The organism is Bacillus gaemokensis, assembly GCF_001590835.1.
Taxonomy (GTDB): domain Bacteria; phylum Bacillota; class Bacilli; order Bacillales; family Bacillaceae_G; genus Bacillus_A; species Bacillus_A gaemokensis.
The window spans coordinates 297,125-313,790 of record NZ_LTAQ01000023.1 but is presented as its reverse complement, the minus strand read 5'-3'; the positions used below and the strand labels follow the sequence as shown (position 1 = coordinate 313,790).

Annotated in this window: 14 protein-coding genes and 2 pseudogenes; 3 read left to right on the top strand and 13 right to left on the bottom strand. The window is 34.5% G+C overall.

The window, feature by feature from the left end; translation table 11 throughout:
* Positions 1 to 19: 19 nt before the first annotated feature.
* From AZF08_RS30540 to AZF08_RS18435, 6 genes and pseudogenes are all read right to left on the bottom strand, one after another.
* Positions 20 to 187 carry a hypothetical protein gene (locus AZF08_RS30540; RefSeq protein WP_156029150.1) on the bottom strand — a complete coding sequence of 56 codons (168 nt, stop codon included), beginning with the start codon at positions 185 to 187 and terminating at the stop codon, positions 20 to 22.
* Between the two features lie 57 nt (positions 188 to 244).
* Positions 245 to 1,183, bottom strand: a pseudogene (locus AZF08_RS18455) (DMT family transporter).
* A 102-nt stretch (positions 1,184 to 1,285) separates the two neighbouring features.
* Positions 1,286 to 1,801, bottom strand: coding sequence for a DinB family protein (locus AZF08_RS18450; protein WP_033676573.1), 516 nt, complete (start codon positions 1,799 to 1,801; stop codon positions 1,286 to 1,288).
* A 27-nt stretch (positions 1,802 to 1,828) separates the two neighbouring features.
* On the bottom strand, positions 1,829 to 2,329 hold the full coding sequence (locus AZF08_RS18445) for a GNAT family N-acetyltransferase (RefSeq protein WP_033676571.1): 501 nt from the start codon (positions 2,327 to 2,329) through the stop codon (positions 1,829 to 1,831).
* A gap of 86 nt (positions 2,330 to 2,415) precedes the next feature.
* Positions 2,416 to 2,961, bottom strand: a pseudogene (locus AZF08_RS18440) (GNAT family N-acetyltransferase).
* Between the two features lie 23 nt (positions 2,962 to 2,984).
* Positions 2,985 to 3,686 carry a nucleotidyltransferase domain-containing protein gene (locus AZF08_RS18435; protein WP_033676634.1) on the bottom strand — a complete coding sequence of 234 codons (702 nt, stop codon included), beginning with the start codon at positions 3,684 to 3,686 and terminating at the stop codon, positions 2,985 to 2,987.
* A 573-nt stretch (positions 3,687 to 4,259) separates the two neighbouring features.
* On the opposite strand from AZF08_RS18435, the gene AZF08_RS18430 reads away from it, so the two are divergent.
* Together AZF08_RS18430 and AZF08_RS18425 are read left to right on the top strand one after the other, a co-directional pair.
* Positions 4,260 to 4,937: a GNAT family N-acetyltransferase gene (locus tag AZF08_RS18430; RefSeq protein ID WP_033676568.1), complete on the top strand. Its 678-nt coding sequence runs from the start codon at positions 4,260 to 4,262 to the stop codon at positions 4,935 to 4,937.
* Positions 4,938 to 5,295: 358 nt separating this feature from the next.
* Entirely contained in the window at positions 5,296 to 6,123 is an 828-nt protein-coding gene (locus AZF08_RS18425) for a peptidoglycan-N-acetylglucosamine deacetylase (RefSeq protein WP_033676564.1), read from the top strand.
* A gap of 42 nt (positions 6,124 to 6,165) precedes the next feature.
* Here AZF08_RS18425 and AZF08_RS18420 read toward each other — a convergent pair whose 3' ends face one another.
* The 4 genes from AZF08_RS18420 to AZF08_RS18405 form a co-directional block, all read right to left on the bottom strand.
* Positions 6,166 to 6,591 carry a WapI family immunity protein gene (locus AZF08_RS18420; RefSeq protein ID WP_033676561.1) on the bottom strand — a complete coding sequence of 142 codons (426 nt, stop codon included), beginning with the start codon at positions 6,589 to 6,591 and terminating at the stop codon, positions 6,166 to 6,168.
* A 116-nt stretch (positions 6,592 to 6,707) separates the two neighbouring features.
* Entirely contained in the window at positions 6,708 to 8,672 is a 1,965-nt protein-coding gene (locus AZF08_RS18415) for an LTA synthase family protein (protein ID WP_033676559.1), read from the bottom strand.
* A gap of 446 nt (positions 8,673 to 9,118) precedes the next feature.
* A complete protein-coding gene (locus AZF08_RS18410) occupies positions 9,119 to 10,744 on the bottom strand; it encodes an ABC-F family ATP-binding cassette domain-containing protein (protein ID WP_033676557.1) in 1,626 nt (541 codons plus the stop codon).
* A gap of 158 nt (positions 10,745 to 10,902) precedes the next feature.
* A complete protein-coding gene (locus AZF08_RS18405) occupies positions 10,903 to 12,075 on the bottom strand; it encodes a GNAT family N-acetyltransferase (RefSeq protein ID WP_033676555.1) in 1,173 nt (390 codons plus the stop codon).
* 604 nt (positions 12,076 to 12,679) lie between these two features.
* On the opposite strand from AZF08_RS18405, the gene AZF08_RS18395 reads away from it, so the two are divergent.
* Positions 12,680 to 13,087 carry a hypothetical protein gene (locus AZF08_RS18395; protein ID WP_235190089.1) on the top strand — a complete coding sequence of 136 codons (408 nt, stop codon included), beginning with the start codon at positions 12,680 to 12,682 and terminating at the stop codon, positions 13,085 to 13,087.
* 50 nt (positions 13,088 to 13,137) lie between these two features.
* On the opposite strand, the gene aroA is transcribed toward AZF08_RS18395, so the two are convergent.
* From aroA to hisC, 3 genes are read right to left on the bottom strand one after another with little or no spacing between them, the layout of a single operon-like run.
* Positions 13,138 to 14,442, bottom strand: coding sequence for a 3-phosphoshikimate 1-carboxyvinyltransferase (gene aroA / locus AZF08_RS18390; protein WP_033676549.1), 1,305 nt, complete (start codon positions 14,440 to 14,442; stop codon positions 13,138 to 13,140).
* 18 nt (positions 14,443 to 14,460) lie between these two features.
* Positions 14,461 to 15,564, bottom strand: coding sequence for a prephenate dehydrogenase (gene tyrA, locus AZF08_RS18385; protein ID WP_033676547.1), 1,104 nt, complete (start codon positions 15,562 to 15,564; stop codon positions 14,461 to 14,463).
* Positions 15,557 to 16,657, bottom strand: coding sequence for a histidinol-phosphate transaminase (gene hisC / locus AZF08_RS18380; protein WP_033676544.1), 1,101 nt, complete (start codon positions 16,655 to 16,657; stop codon positions 15,557 to 15,559). The genes tyrA and hisC overlap by 8 nt, the downstream gene beginning before the upstream one ends.
* Positions 16,658 to 16,666: the final 9 nt, after the last annotated feature.

The window sequence follows — 16,666 nt, the reverse complement described above, 5'->3', positions numbered from 1 at the left end:
CTTTTACCATGATCAATATTTACTTTTCAATTTCTACTGTACCATCTCCGAAAAATTCAATCTCCCAACGTTGACCTGGTACAGTTACTTCAACCATAACACTTTCACTTCTCGCCCTACTTAGCTTATAGAATATATGATTATCTTCAAGTTTGTTTAGAAAATGAATAAATTCTTTTAATTCCATGTAATTTCTCTCCTCATAAAAATATTAGCTCTTTATTTTCAAAGAGCTAATATTTTTTCACGCTGTTATTTTTTCTTCTTTTTTCACAACAACCGCAACATAACTATGTAAAATCATCCCTACTACAACAAGGCTCATTCCGATCCAGGATAAAGAAGATGGAATTGGAGCAGCTAACCATATGAGCTCCCCTAGTAATGCGAATAAAACTTCACCAGATTGCGTTGCTTCTACAGTAGCTAATTTCTGCGGATCATCTTTTACAAGATCCGTTGCGAAGAAGAATAATACGGTAGCAATCAAACCTGAACTAATTGCTACAATAAAACATTGAAAAACTTGATCACTTGATGGTAATCCACTTGTAGAGACTTCATAGCCAGATAATAAAAACCAAAATGGCAAGCTTGCTAATGTCATTCCAAGAACTCGTTGAAAGACATCTAACTCATCTTTACATACTTGCATCATTTTTCGATTTCCAAGTGGATAAGCAAACGCTGCAACAATTACTGGCGCCACACATAAAACGGTTTCACGAATTCCTAAAGAAGACGCATGTTCCACTTGCATAAGAAGAACACCTAATAATATGACAGCAGACATCATCAATTCTTTTATTGGAACTTTTTTATGTAGTGAGTTTGTTGCAAATAATGGCGTTAATAAAATCCCTGCTATAATCGTAATTTGCCATGTTGAAGCAACAAGTCAGCCTGGTCCAAATGCTCCAGCAAAGCTAAGTGGTGCGTAAAAAAGGCCAAAGCCAACAATACTCCATAACAACCACTCTCTCGGATTGTTTTTCATATATTGAAAGAGTTGTTTTAAGTTTCCTCTATAGAGCACGATGAGTAGAAGTAGTGGCACCATAAAGTAATATCGTAACGACGCGCTCCAAATCCAACTTCCCCCTTGTAAATCCATCGCTCGGTTTAAAATAAACGTAAAGGCAAAGAAAAAAGATGCCAATACTCCCGCTGCAATTGCTTTCATCCTAAAACCCCTTATTCAGTTTTTCTTCTACTATATAACAGAATTCAATTAACTTGAAATAAAATTCATAAATTTTATACTATAAAGAGTATCTTTATAGAGTTATTTCAAACTATAATGATACATTTTTCGCAATTTACCTATATGAGCTTGATGATACCGATTGTGATCCGCTATATGCCAGATTCCCCATCTAATCGTAGCAGTTGCACCCTTCTCATAATATACTTGCCGCAATAAGTCTTTTTCTGTTAGCTTCATACATTCCTCGTAAAACATGTCTTGAACTTCCTGATAGTTTTGCATCAGCTCTTGCAAAGAACCTTTTGTTACCTCAGGTAATTCTCCTTTTTCATTAAGCATAGGACCATATTTTTCTTGTAATAATCGTGGAACTTGCACACCTTTCAAACGATACACCCAGTGTAAATCTACAACTGCCAAATGCTGAAGTAGCTGTCCGATACTGTTCTCATCTTTAGCAGGGCCCTTATAATACAATTCCTCTTTTTCTACACCTTCTACTAACTTTCCTAATCTCTTAAATGTGTCATATACAGTCGCGTATAATATAGCAACATGAGAATTCATGCCTTTTTCTAAATACAGGTCTTTCATTCTAGTTTTCTCCTTTTAAACATTCTTTTAGAGAAATAAAACCATATGTTCTTCATCACGATATATATCATTCATTTTTAATGCTCTTTTCTCTATACCGTACGTTGTAAAACCTAACGATTGATACAATTTTTTTGCCACTTTATTATCTGAAACAACTCCTAAATTAATTTGTTCAATTTCCAGCCCTCTTGCTTTTTCAACTAACCCTCGAATTAAGCCTTTTGCAAACCCTTTTCCTCTACCTTGAGGATCCACATACATGGCAACAAGATGTCCTTTATGCTTAAAAGCCGATTTTTGTTCTGTAAGTAACGTTACTACACCCATTAATTGATTCTCGTCATTAAAAGCACCAAAAGTGTAACTACTTTTTGAATTCAAATTTTTAGCAACTTCCTCAATAGGATTTTCTTTTTGCATCGCCTCTTCATACGTTGTCACAAATGCCTCTGGGTTTACTTGCAATGCTTGTAAACGTAAATTCCAATATTGTGCTGCATCTAAGTCTGATAAAACTCGAATCATCTCTATACATCCTCTCATAATGTAATTTCTAAATATAAGTTGGTGTTATTATACGCAAATTTGTTTACATAATAATATTATATAGTTCAATTCTTTTTATTAATCATTTCAAATTCTTCTTTCAACATACTAAAACGATAACGATTAATGAATGTCCCTTCTCGTAATCTATCATTCCTCATGATTCCTTCACAAACAAATCCAGCTTTTTCATAGCTTTTAATCGCTTTCGTGTTATCTGCATCTACACGTAACCAAACTTTCTCCAATTCAAATTGATAAAATCAAATTTGTAACATGCTATATATCGCTGCAATACCATATCTGCGTCCCCAATATTCTTTGTTACCAATTACAATTCCTAATTCAGCATTTTTATTCGTTTTATCAAAGTTTTTCAAATCAACCCAACCGATATGCACACTATCCTCTGAAACAATAGCTCGTTGTTCATACCCATTTTCTCGATTCATACACATTTCAATCCATCTTTTTGTCTCGTCACATGTAAACGGCGGATATTGATTAGGTACAACTAAATGTTTTGTTACTTCTTTATCTAATGACCATTGGTATCGATTTTCTATATCATTTAGTGAAAGTTCTCTTAATTGCACAGTTGGTACATTCATTATGCTATCTTCCTTTTCTTCTCTTATTTCCCTATGGAAAAACCTTCAAACAATCTGCCCCCATAGTTTTCTAAAGTCTTCTCAACAAAAACAATAAGCCCCTTCTTCTCTCCAGTTCTATAAAAATGATCAAAAGCTTCAACAAACTCCTCAGCATATACTTCATCGTATTTTCTTAGCACTCTAATAAACCACTTTGAGTTTCCAATCCATTGACCATTCACTCTAAGAACATATTCATGAACTAAATCTGCCAAAAGGTTAGCAATAAATAACTCCTCTTCTCTCTTTGTTGCCCCAATAAAATCATCTAATGTATCCGTAATAAAATAACGCTTCTGCCTGATTAATTCTTCTGGCCATGTTGTAGGACCTTCATTTAATAATTGCTGTGCTTCTTGTTTTAAATCCATTACAACTTGCTTCGTTCCTTTTATAACAATTCCCTCTGAAACTAGCTGAGGTAAAGACGGTCTCCCCCGCTCGCAGTCACTTTTAAAAAACGCTTTATATGTTTTAAAATTATGTACAAATATTTCAACAGGCCAACCATGACTAAAAAAAGATTCCCGGTAACAAGAAGAAAGTTTTTGATCTAATATAACGATATCAAGATCTGATGTTTTTGTTGCTTCACCTCTTGCAACACTACCACCTAATAAAGCAATATCACAATCTGGAAATTGAGATTCAATAATTTTTTGAGCAGCTTCAATCGCCTTCATTTTCTCTCCCTCTTTCATTTTCTTTGTTTCTTCCTTTTTCTATCTCGATCTCTTTTAATATATGTTCTTTTACTATACAGACATTTACGATATATTCGACACTATTTCTTATTTTCCTAGTTTTTATTTTCTAATACGGTACATGAAATTAAAATATTAAAGAGAACAATAAAAGACTTTAAATTTTTCTCTTTGTACAAATTTGTCAAGTTAATTCATATACATACTTATAATTTCGTAACTGATTTTATGAATTGACTGAAAAATCATTCAATGGTAATATCAACTAGTTAGAAACTGCTTTCTAACTAAAAATCAACAACCTATTAATTTTATATACATACTAAAGTATATAATCCGGTAACTAAGGAGATGTACACACAAAATCACCTCATTTCTTTTTCGTCAAAACATTAGTCTGTATGAAGAACAACAAATAAAATAACACTATAAAAAACTAATATCTTTGTATTATAAATAAAGAATTGAGCTTTTTATCAACATACAAACATGAAATTCCTCTTTTAAAATAAAGCATGATACTTATACAATATATAAGGAGTTGATGGTAATTTGCTTTCAGATTTTGAATTAATCTCTATTCAGGCTGATGTTTTATTTTTTCATGATCGATTTGGAAGAATAAAAAGTGTTAATGAACCTGAAAGTACAGATGCGCCTCGTTTTTTTCTTGTTTATACAAGAAGTGGCAGTATTAGACGCTATCGCTATGACCTCACTAATGCTCTGACAAATGAGATAGAGGAATTATTTAATAAACGTCCTAACCAGATAGATTTAGCCAAAATAATGAACATATTATGCAGAGAACAACAAATACATAACATTTGGATTGGTCCTGCTTTTGCATTTCCAAATGATCTAGATAACCCTATCCGAACGATAAAGATAACAGAGACAAATAAAGAGCTTCTCCAATACAGCTTTCCACACCTCTTCAATGAGCTAAAATGGCGACAACCTTGCTTTGCAATTCTTGAAAACGAGATGGTTGTTTCTGTATGTTGTAGTGCAAGAAACACCTCTATAGCCGCTGAAGCAAGTGTAGAAACAGTAGAAAGCTTTCAAGGAAAAGGATATGGCTGTAATGTTGTAACTGCCTGGGCTAAAGCCGTACAAGAGGAAAAACGCATCCCTCTATATAGCACTTCCTCGGACAATTTCTCTTCTCAATCCGTAGCAAAGAAATTAAAACTTATTCATTATGGAACAGATTTTCATATTACTTAAATTTTGTTGTTATAGTCTAGCGAATATCCTATATATTTAAACGCTTCTAAATAAAATAAATTACGCTAAAAAGCTAACTTGTTGTTACTTTTTTCTATTTACTCTCCCAAGATGGCTATCATTTTTTTCTTCCCCATCCTTCCTTCAATTTCTTTTCCTTAATTTTAGTCGCTCCATACTATATTCACTCAAAATGTCCAACGGATTAATTATTACCTCACCTGTTCTCTTTTCAACTTTTTTTGCAGCATCTACCATTTTTTTATAAACTTTTTTCGCTTGTAAAAAATCTTTTTTTGCATTTACCTACCTAAAATTGCTAATATAGTAGAGTAGAACTATTATAGAGAGAAGGAAAATTATGAATGGAATTAAAATGACAACTTTAGTAAAAAGAACTTTGTTGATTTGCGTCGGGGTATTATTTTCATACGAAGTAATTTACGGTTCGACTCATATTGCTCGAGCAAGCGCGGAAGATGAAACAAAATCTGTTCAGCTTGTAAGTGAAATTCAAACTGCTCTTACTCCAAAAGAAGCTCCTAAGCAATACAATGGGCAAGTTAGAAAAGTGGCTTATTTAACATTTGATGATGGTCCTGGAAAATACACTGCTGAACTGTTAGAAATGTTAAAAAAAGAAGAAGCTAAAGCTACATTTTTCCTTATTGGAGCAAATGTTAAAGCATTCCCTGATCTTGTAAAACGCGAATTTGCTGAAGGACATTACGTTGGCATGCACAGTATGACACATAACTACAAAAAGCTTTATACAGAAGGTCATTATGTAGATGAAATGAAAGAAGATCAGAGCTTAATCGCTGGAGTTATCGGGAAATCTCCTGTATTAACTCGTCCATCTTACGGATCAATGCCAGGGTTAAACGAAGCACTTCGGAATAAAGTTGTAGAAAGTGGCTTGAAAGTTTGGGACTGGACAATTGACTCTTTAGACTGGAAATATAATAAGGTGCCAGTAGACGCTGCTGCTGCACAAATTGTGCAAAATGTTCTTGCTGGTGCAACAAATCCAACAGAAGTCGTATTAATGCATGATATTCACCCACAATCAGTAAAAGCAGTACCTGCAATTATTAAAGGCCTAAAAGAAAAAGGGTATGAACTAGAAAGCTATCATGAAGATGAACATTTCCCATTAAATTTCTGGCATGATAAACGTATTTAATAGAAAAGACTTGAGTTCCTTTATTGGAATTCAAGTCTTTTTTTAGCACTTTGGGAATTTTGTTTGTTGCTCCACTAAAGAATGAATAATGTTCTCCCTCTCCTCTTTAGTCATACTAATGGAAAATGAATACTCGTCCTCCTGACACCATGAAGGCTTACTTTCATGAGATAAATGAACTACAATATGGAATTCATTTTCTTTTTCTCCCATAAATTCAAACGCTAAATTCGGCTCAGTAAAATCTAATTCATTATATGTAGGCTTTGGTAGTAATTGAAACCATTTAATCATATATTGTAATTCATGAGTTTCTAAACAAGGATCCATTGTTTCAAAAACCCTTTTTTCTTCTGAAAATTTCAATTTTACCATTAACCAATTTCTATCATATTTATCTTCTGCATTTTCAAATTGATATTTCACAATTTCTAAATGTAATACTACTTTTTCATTTTGAAACTTCATACACACTCTCCCTTTATTACTTGATATTTACTTATAATAATAGTTCAATGATTTTTAAAATACTACAAAAAAAAACACTCTTATGAATGCGTATCGCTTCATAAGAGTGTTTCAAATCATCCTTCCCCAGTCGTTTTCACCTTCGTCTTATTTTTATCACGATGATTATAGTTATACTGCGAACGATCTACTGGTGTAAATCCTTCTGGTGTGTAGAATCGTAATAAATCACCATTTACAACTTGATCAGAAAACTTAAGTTTCTGCTCTACCATTTGTTCATTTTGTTTTATCTCATCCGTCTTCTCTACTATTTTTCCAGTAGTTGTATCATAATACTTTCCGTTAAGTGCTGTAACAGCCGGACTTACATAGTTACCATTACGGAATGCAACAACCTGTTTATGTTCTGGCGACAATAAGTCTGTACCAAATTGAATATAATTCTTTGTATCCGTACCTAGTAAATGTAATAGTGTTGGAAGCACATCAATTTCTCCACCATATTGATGTTGTACGCCCCCCTCCATTCCTGGTACACGAATAATTAAAGGTACACGTTGCAGTTGTGCATTTTCAAATGAATTCATTTCTTTACCCATAATTTGTGACATTGCTGCGTTGTGGTTATCCGAAATACCATAATGGTCTCCATACATCACAATGATTGAATTGTCATATAAACCAGATTGTTTCAAGTAGTCCATAAAGCTTTTTACTGATTCATCTAAATAACGTGCTGTTTGGAAATACGTATCTACAGATGAATCACCTGTTTTTGCTGGTTCAATTGTCGCTTCTTGCTTATCGATTGGATAAGGGAAGTGATTCGATAACGTAATAAATTTCGTATAGAATGGTTGCTTTAATGTTTGTAACAACGGAATAGACTCATTAAAGAATGGCTTATCTTTCAAACCATAATTTACAACATCTTTTTCATTCATATCATAGTATGCCGCATCAAAGAATTTATTAAAACCAAATGACTTATAAACATCATCACGGTTCCAGAATGTTTTATAGTTACCATGGAATACTGCGGAAGTATATCCCTGTTGTCCTAGAATAGCTGGTGCAGCTTGATACGTATTATGAGATTTCGTTGTAAATACAGATCCTTGCGGTAATCCGAACATTGAGTTCTCTAACATAAACTCCGCATCAGACGTTTTACCTTGACCTGTTTGATGGAAGAAGTTATCAAAATACAGTGTATTTTCATCATTCGTAAATGAATTTAAAAATGGTGTAACTTCTTGTCCATTCAACTTGTAATTAATTAAAAAGTTTTGAAACGATTCTAAATGAATATAAATAACGTTCATACCTTTCCCCTTACCAAAATACTCGGGGTTAGGGCTTGCATAGTTTGATGCGATGTAGTTTCGTACACCTGTCATACTATCTCCATCAGCTAAAGCTCGTTCCGTCGACGCTTTCATGCTTTGAATGCCATCATAGATTGTATAGTTATATGCACCTAAATATTTCACAATGTAATTTCGGTCAAATGTTCTTGTTAGCAATTCAGGACGATCAGATTCTGCCAAACCTAAATTGACGCTGAAAATTAAAATTGCTGAGATAAATACAAGTGACAATTTATATTTTGCAACACGAATTGGTTTTGGATTAGCAATCTTTGTTATTACTAGCGCAAGTAAAATAATCGTATCTAAGAAATACAATGGGTCATACGGCTGTAACAATGCAAAAATACTTCCACCTAAATCTCCAAAGTTATTTGTTTGTGTTAATGTCGGGAACGTAATAAAATCACTAAAAAAGCGGTAATATACCACGTTTGCGTATAATAGAACTGTCATTAACAAATTAATAATAATTAGCCAAATATAAGATCGTTTCCCTTTTGCAAATAATGCAAGCCCTAAAAATAGTACTGCTGAACTTAACGGGTTCAAAAATAGTAGGAATTTTTGGATTGTGTTTGATATTCCTAGATTAAATTCTGTCACATACGCTGCATATGTTTTTAACCAAAATAACACAACAGCAAAAACAAAAAATCCAAAATGGTTACTAAGTACACGCTTGCTCTTTAATAATAATTGTTTCATCTCTCCACCTCTTTTAATCATCCAAGGCTTATGTTTTATAAGTCTATCTCTGTTTTCAGTATTTCTTCCCCTAACAACCTTTTCTTTAACCTCATGAAGAATATTAGTAATTATAAGTTTAAGTCTTTATTTATTCAACTATTTCTTATTAAACATTGTTACTTCTTTTTCTATATAATTACATACATTTGTAACATTCTACCTCTCTAAAACGTCCAATTAATGTGACAAACATACTATAAACCTTTACTCTTCACTTCGCAAACATTCTTATTTCCAAAACTACCAATTGGGTTTGTTGCTGCTAATTTATTCATGTTAAGGATGTTTCTTCTTACTGCTTCTTTCCTTCATAGATTCATGAATAGTAACAAAATAATACCCCTTCTTCATATATGACAAAAAGCCCTCGCTCTATTATAGAGAAAGGGCTTTCTTATTACAGATTAATTTCCTTTATACATTGCATTTACTTGCTTTTGAAGTTCTTCATTTTCTAAGAACTCATCGTATGTTGCTTCTTTATCAATTATACCGTTTGGCGTAACTTCGATAATACGGTTTGCAATCGTTTGTACGAACTGATGGTCATGAGATGTGAATAATAACGTTCCTTTGAATGCAATTAAACCGTTGTTTAGTGCAGTAATAGATTCAAGGTCTAAATGGTTTGTTGGATCATCAAGTGTTAATACGTTCGCACCGCTTAACATCATTTTAGAAAGCATACAACGAACTTTTTCGCCTCCAGATAATACAGAAACATTTTTCTTTACTTCTTCACCAGAGAAGAGCATGCGACCTAAGAAGCCACGTAAGAAACTTTCTGATTCATCTTGTGGTGAAAATTGACGTAACCAATCCACTAAGTTGTAGTCACTGTTCTCAAAGAACTCAGAGTTATCTCTTGGGAAGTGTGCTTGAGATGTTGTAACGCCCCATTTAAATGAACCGCTATCTGGCTCCATTTCACCCATAAGAATTTTAAATAGTGTTGTCATGGCAATATCATTACGTCCGATAAATGCAACTTTATCACCTTTATTTAAAGTGAAGTACACATTATCTAATACTTTTTCGCCATCAATCGTTTTTGAAAGACCTTCTACTGTTAGTAAATCATTACCTACTTCACGTTCTGGTGTAAAACCAACGAACGGATAACGACGAGAAGATGGTCTAATATCATCTAATGTAATTTTATCTAATAATTTTTTACGAGAAGTCGCTTGCTTCGCTTTCGATGCGTTCGAGCTAAAGCGTGCAATAAAGTTTTGTAACTCCTTTACTTTCTCTTCTTTTTTCTTATTTGCATCTTGTGTTAGTTTTAATGCTAATTGGCTTGATTCATACCAGAAGTCATAGTTACCAACATATAATTGAATTTTACCGAAATCAAGATCCGCCATGTGCGTACATACTTTGTTTAAGAAATGACGGTCATGGGATACAACGATAACAGTATTTTCAAAGTTCATTAAGAAGTTTTCTAACCATTGAATCGCTTTTAAGTCCAAGTGGTTGGTAGGCTCATCCAGTAATAGAATATCAGGTTGACCAAATAAAGCTTGAGCAAGTAACACTTTTACTTTCTCTGCCCCTGTTAACTCAGACATCTTTTTATCATGAATGTCTTCTCCAATGCCCAGTCCTTTTAAAAGAATTGCTGCTTCTGACTCAGCTTCCCAACCGTTTAGCTCCGCAAACTCACCTTCAAGTTCTGCAGCACGCATACCGTCTTCATCACTGAAATCTTCTTTCATGTAAATCGCATTCTTTTCTTGCATTACTTTGTAAAGACGCGTATGTCCCATAATAACTGTTTCTAACACTGGGAATTCTTCATATTCGAAGTGGTTCTGTTTTAATACTGCTAAACGCTCACCTGGCGTGATATGTACATCACCTGTTGATGGATCAATTTCTCCAGATAAAATCTTTAGAAATGTTGACTTACCAGCACCATTTGCTCCAATTAAGCCATAGCAGTTACCTGGTGTGAATTTTATGTTAACATCATCAAATAATTTTCTGTCTGCAAAGCGCAATCCTACGTTACTAACTGTAATCATGTGTTTCCTCCAATTTCGATACTTTTATATACATACTTCACTTACTATAACATATTTAGCCAGCTAAAGGTATATCTAATCATCTTTCTATTGCAGCAATCAAAATTTTTATTCTCCTCCAAAATAATCACCCTATGTTTCAGCAAAATAAAAAGCACTTAAAAGAAATCATAAATAAACGGTCTATGTAATGGAATCAAATGTTCAAGCGCATTTACTTCTTCCTCTGTTCCTGAAATATGACCAATTTCGTATAGTTCTAATGGACGCTTATATCCAAATAACATTGCCGATAATGCATTTATATCCAATTGAATCCCTATATTTTGTAGCTCTTTTCCTTCTGCATCATTAACAAATACAGCTTCTTTATTCTTTAATACAACCGTCTTATTATTCCATGGTGCAAATGAATCAGAAATATGTAAGGTTACATCATTCCCCTGGTTATTCCATTCAAATGAATATTGTTCAATAAAGCTCTCTACATCAACAATTCGAACCATAAAATATGGCATAATCTCTGCCTTTATTCGTGGTTCTTGCAGTGTATACAATAACGGTTCTCTTTCATGTAGTACCATCTTAAGCTCTTTTATCATCGAATCATGCTGACAAATAAAATTCCAAAGTCCGTTTCTAGCTTCATTGTTTAATGGGATAAATTCTTCAACTGTCATTTTTGAATCTTTTATTTCGTAAAGAATGTAACCCATCGCTTCGTTTTCTTCATTATAATAAACCGCAGCAGTAAGATCGTGATAAACCGATTGCTTCCACCATTCTTTACTTCGTACTAGCATACCAGCGAAACCTTTAGCGAACCTTTCATATAATTCACTAATTTCTTCGGAATGGGAATCTTTATGATAACGTGTTACTGTTCCCTTAACTGACTTTTGCATAACTAAATCTGATTTTGTCAGAGTGCATATAAGACGATTTGCAAAAAGTTCCCATCCATATTTTCTATAAAAAGAAACAGCGAATGGATGCAACATGGATACACTATATCCACTATCCTTCATTGTCTCTAATGCATATTTTAATAGTTCTTTTACATACCCACTTCTTCTATACTCTGGATATGTCGCTACACCTGCAATTCCACCCATTTTATAAACTTCATCACCCATATTAATTGTAAGTGGAATAAGGTGTAATTTCGCCGCGAGCTTATTTTTCTCAAGTATTCCATATAGCCGATGATGTTCTTTCATTAGCTTAAAGCGATTTTCAAGTTGATTTTCCGGTGTTTTATATTGAAAAGCGTATTCTGATAGTTCTATTACCTCACTGTAACGGTTTTCTACTAATTCAATTACTTTCATTATTTCATCCTCCTATTCCACTTATTTAATTCGCAGTATTCCGTTTAAAATCCTATCTAACATAAAGTGAAACTTTAATCAGTGGGGGGGGCTTTATCCCCCACTGATTATTAGCCTTCACCAATCGGGCTTTTAGGGGTAGTTGATCCCCCATTTTTCCGAATTTTGAGGTGGAGGTCTTACTGCCCGCAAATAGCGGGATAAAAAAAGAAGATGATTTATACATCTTCCTTTCTAATATATTTTCTAATTGCCGATTTATCATAAATTCAAGAATCACTCTTCTCATGTCCTCTGTATATCATATGAAATAAAGCCCTTACCTTGACATCTCTGCTAAAAATCCCAACCTTCTTATTTTCTTACAAGTTATTTATCAATAAACTGTTAATCCTCAGATACATAATTTGTCCAAGTCAATTACTTTCATCTCAATTTATATATTCAAAAATAAAGAAGGGAAGAGTAAATCATTATGAATTCTTACTTTGATAAAATAAATAGATTAAATGCAAATCGAGATCCACTTTCCTTAAGAAGAAATAGGCGTCACACAGAAGAGAATTCTAATTTCACAAGACCATCTGCATTCAGAGCCATCAACATGTCTACACTTCAACAAATACCCGCGAATACTACAGTGAAAGTTTTATACCCTAATATACAATTTGATTTAGCGAATGAATTCAACTCAGCTGCATCCATGTTCATACCAGAAACAAAAGGTGTATATTCTTTAAATGCAAGTGTACTTTTCGCGCCTAGTAACTTTAATAAAGACTACAGAGGAAGAATAAGTATCCTAGTAAACGGTCACGAAATAGCTGCTGATAACGATTTCTTTGGAGCAAATTTACAGATTAAAAATATCGTATCAGTTTCCACTATTAATCAATTAAAGTGTGAAGATATTGTTGAGGTATTTTTTATCTCTAACGTAGCCGGTACGATTAATTTACTTAATAGCCTTACACATTTTGAAGGCGCTAGATTCCCTTCCCCAGTAACTTAAACAAAAACGTCTATAACAATTAAAAAACAGTTGTTATAGACGTTTTTGTTTTATGCCTTGTCTAATTCTATTTGCAATTTACTGAGTTCGTTAAAGAATGTCGGATACGATACGCCAACAGCTTCAGCATCCGCGATAATCGTTTCACCATCAGCTAAGCTTCCAGCAATCGCAAGCATCATCCCAATCCTATGATCACCATGACTATTCACTTTATTCCCCTTTAACGCAGACTTACCGTAAATAATCATTCCATCATCCGTTGCTTCAATACGTGCACCTAGTTTTGTTAATTCAGCTACAACTGTATCTATTCGGTTTGTTTCTTTTACTTTTAATTCATGTGCATCTTTGATAACTGTAATTCCTTCTGCTTGTGTTGCTGCAAGTGCAATAATCGGTATTTCATCGATAAGCCTTGGGATAATATCCCCACCAATTTCAATCCCTTGAAGTGATGACGTTTCAATCGTCATATTCGCAGCCGGTTCGGATGCATCCTTATTAATCGGATGTATTTCTAACTTAGCACCCATTTTTATAAGAGCATCTATAACTCCTGTACGTGTCGGATTCATCCCAACGTTTTGTAATACAATTTTACTATTTGGAATAACCGCTCCTGCAGCTAAGAAAAATGCCGCTGAAGATATATCACCAGGAATCTGAATATCCGTCCCGATCAATTGTTGTCCACCAGCAATCTTTACAGTTTTCTCCTCACGAGTTACTGTAACGCCAAATGCCTCAAGCATTCTTTCCGTGTGGTCTCGTGAAATATGAGGTTCTGTAACAGCTGTTACACCTTCTGCGCGAAGTCCTGCAAGTAAAACTGCTGATTTCACTTGTGCACTTGCTACAGGTGAAATATAATCGATTGCTTTTAAATTCCCACCTCGTATTGTAAGTGGGGTAAATGTTCCGTCTTCTCTACCATCAATCTTCGCTCCCATAAGCCTAAGCGGATTCGTTACACGTTTCATCGGTCTTTTTCCAATCGATGAATCCCCTTGGATACAGGAATGGAAAGGCGTGTTCACAAGTATCCCTGATATTAACCGAATCGTTGTACCCGAATTGCCAACATCTAAAACACTTTTAGGTTCTTGTAATCCTTCTAATCCTTTTCCGATTACAACTACTTCGTCACCATTTTGTGTAATCTCTACTCCCATTTCTTTAAAACAAGCAATTGTACTTAAACAGTCTGCACCAGGTAAAAAACCTTTAATTGTTGTTTTCCCCTTTGCAATTGCTCCAAACATAACCGCACGGTGTGAAATTGATTTATCACCTGGAATTGTAATTGTTCCTTGCAATCCACTTTTTACATTTTGTATTGTTTGTTCTTTCATAATTTCATCGCCTCCTTATTACATCGTTTCATATGTTTGGTATTCTTCTTTCTGTAGTGCTATGGCTGCTTTTAAGCGATCTTCTTCTCTTTGAAAGCTAATGCGAAGTACACCAAGCAAACCTTCCCTCGCCTCTAAAATTTGTAAGTTTGTAATGCTAATTGCTTCGTGTGCTAAAATATTCGTAATATGAGCCAATGCCCCCACTTTATCTAAAACGTCAACATACAAGTCATGATAAGCTGGAATTGCGCCACTTTTGCGAACCGGTAAAGAGTCACGGTATTCTTTTGCATTGGCAAAATAGTTCTGTAACTCATCTGCATTGCCTTCAGCAACTGTTTTGTGTAACTCTTCCATTTCTAATATCCACTCTTCTAATAATTGTAATAAATGATCCCGATTTTGTTTTACAATATCACTCCACATTTTCGGACTGCTTGATGCAATGCGTGTAATATCTTTGAAACCACCTGCGGCAAGTTGATGAATAAGTGGGTTGTCTCCTGCATGCTTTTCAACTTGCTTCACTAATCCCGCAGCAATTAAATGCGGGAAGTGACTTACAATTCCTGTTACATAATCATGTTCTTCCGTATTCAATACGAGAAAATGAGACCCTGTTCCTTTTAACCATTCTTTTAGCTCTTCTACTCGATGATTTGGCACATGACTCATTGGTGTTAAAATGTAAAATGCATTTTCAAACAAGTGTGCCTTTGCACTTTCAACACCTGTTTTATGAGACCCCGCCATCGGATGTCCCCCAATAAAAGAAATTCCCTTTGGTAATAAAGCTTCCGCTTCATTCATGATTTTTCCTTTTGTACTTCCTACATCTGTAACAATTACCTCTTCACGTAAATCGTATGTTGCGAGCTTACGTAATAACTTCGTTGTCTCCTCAACGGGAGAGGCAAAAATAATTAAATTCGCCTCTTCACAGGCAGTCTGTAAATCTTCTGCAATTTCATCAACTACATGCAGTTCCTTCGCACGCTCCACTTGCTCACTATGAATATCATAGCCTATAATGATTGCTGTTTTATATTCTTTTTTAATCGCTAATGCCAGAGAACCACCGATTAATCCTGTACCAATTAGTACGACCTTTTTACACATTCGCCTCATCTCGAGACGTATTTTTTTTATTTATAAAGTGCTGTTTTAACACTGAAATCACTCCTTCATTCTGTTCAATCGTCCCAATCGTAATACGGACACCGTTTGGAAATGGGCGAATAATAAAGCCTGCATGCGCACATCGTTCATAGATTTCCTGTGCATCGTCTACTGGTAAAAAGATAAAGTTTGTTTGAGATGGATAAAAAGGAATCCCATCCTCTGCACAAAACCTTTCATATTGCTCTATTCCTTCTCGATTAACACGAGCAATTTCCTTAATGAACTCTTGATCATTGCAGGCAACCGTTGCTGCTTTTTGTGCAAGTGAAGAAACATTAAATGGAAGGCGAACGATGTTCAATTTCTCGATCATGTCTTTATGCCCAATTGCATAGCCTACGCGAAATGATGCTAAACCATACGCTTTAGAAAATGTTCGCAATACAAGAAGGTTCTTATGCTTTTTCAACATTGGTACCGTTTCTGGAAAGTCATTCGCTGTGACATATTCATAGTACGCTTCATCTATTATAATTAGCGCACTGTCATGTACTTGGTTTATAAATTCATTTAATTTTCGGTTATCAATATATGTGCCTGTCGGATTATTCGGATTACAAATCCAAATAATTTTTGTCTTTTCATCTATAGCTAAAGCAATTTCATCTAAGTCATATGCACCAGCTTTTAATGGGACTTCTTTTACTTCGCACCCTTCAATCACTGCATGATGACGATATTGCGGGAAAGTTTCTCCCGCTGTTACAATCGTATCGCCCACTTTGAGCACTGTACGGCTTATGATTTGAATGACCTCGTCCAATCCACTTCCACACATAATTTGATCCTTTTGAACTTGTAGTGTTTCTGCAATTGTTTGGCGAAGTTCTATAGCTCCTCCATCAGGGTATAAAGCATGTTCATGCCATCCTTTTTGCAATTCTTCTATAACGCGCGGTGAACAACCAAATGGATTTTCATTTGATGCTAATTTTACAAATGAATGCTCTCCATATACTTCTTTCATTTGCTGCGGGGATTTACCTGGTTTATATGGTTGTAATGATGATAACTGCTCTTTTACCTTCATTTTTAATCC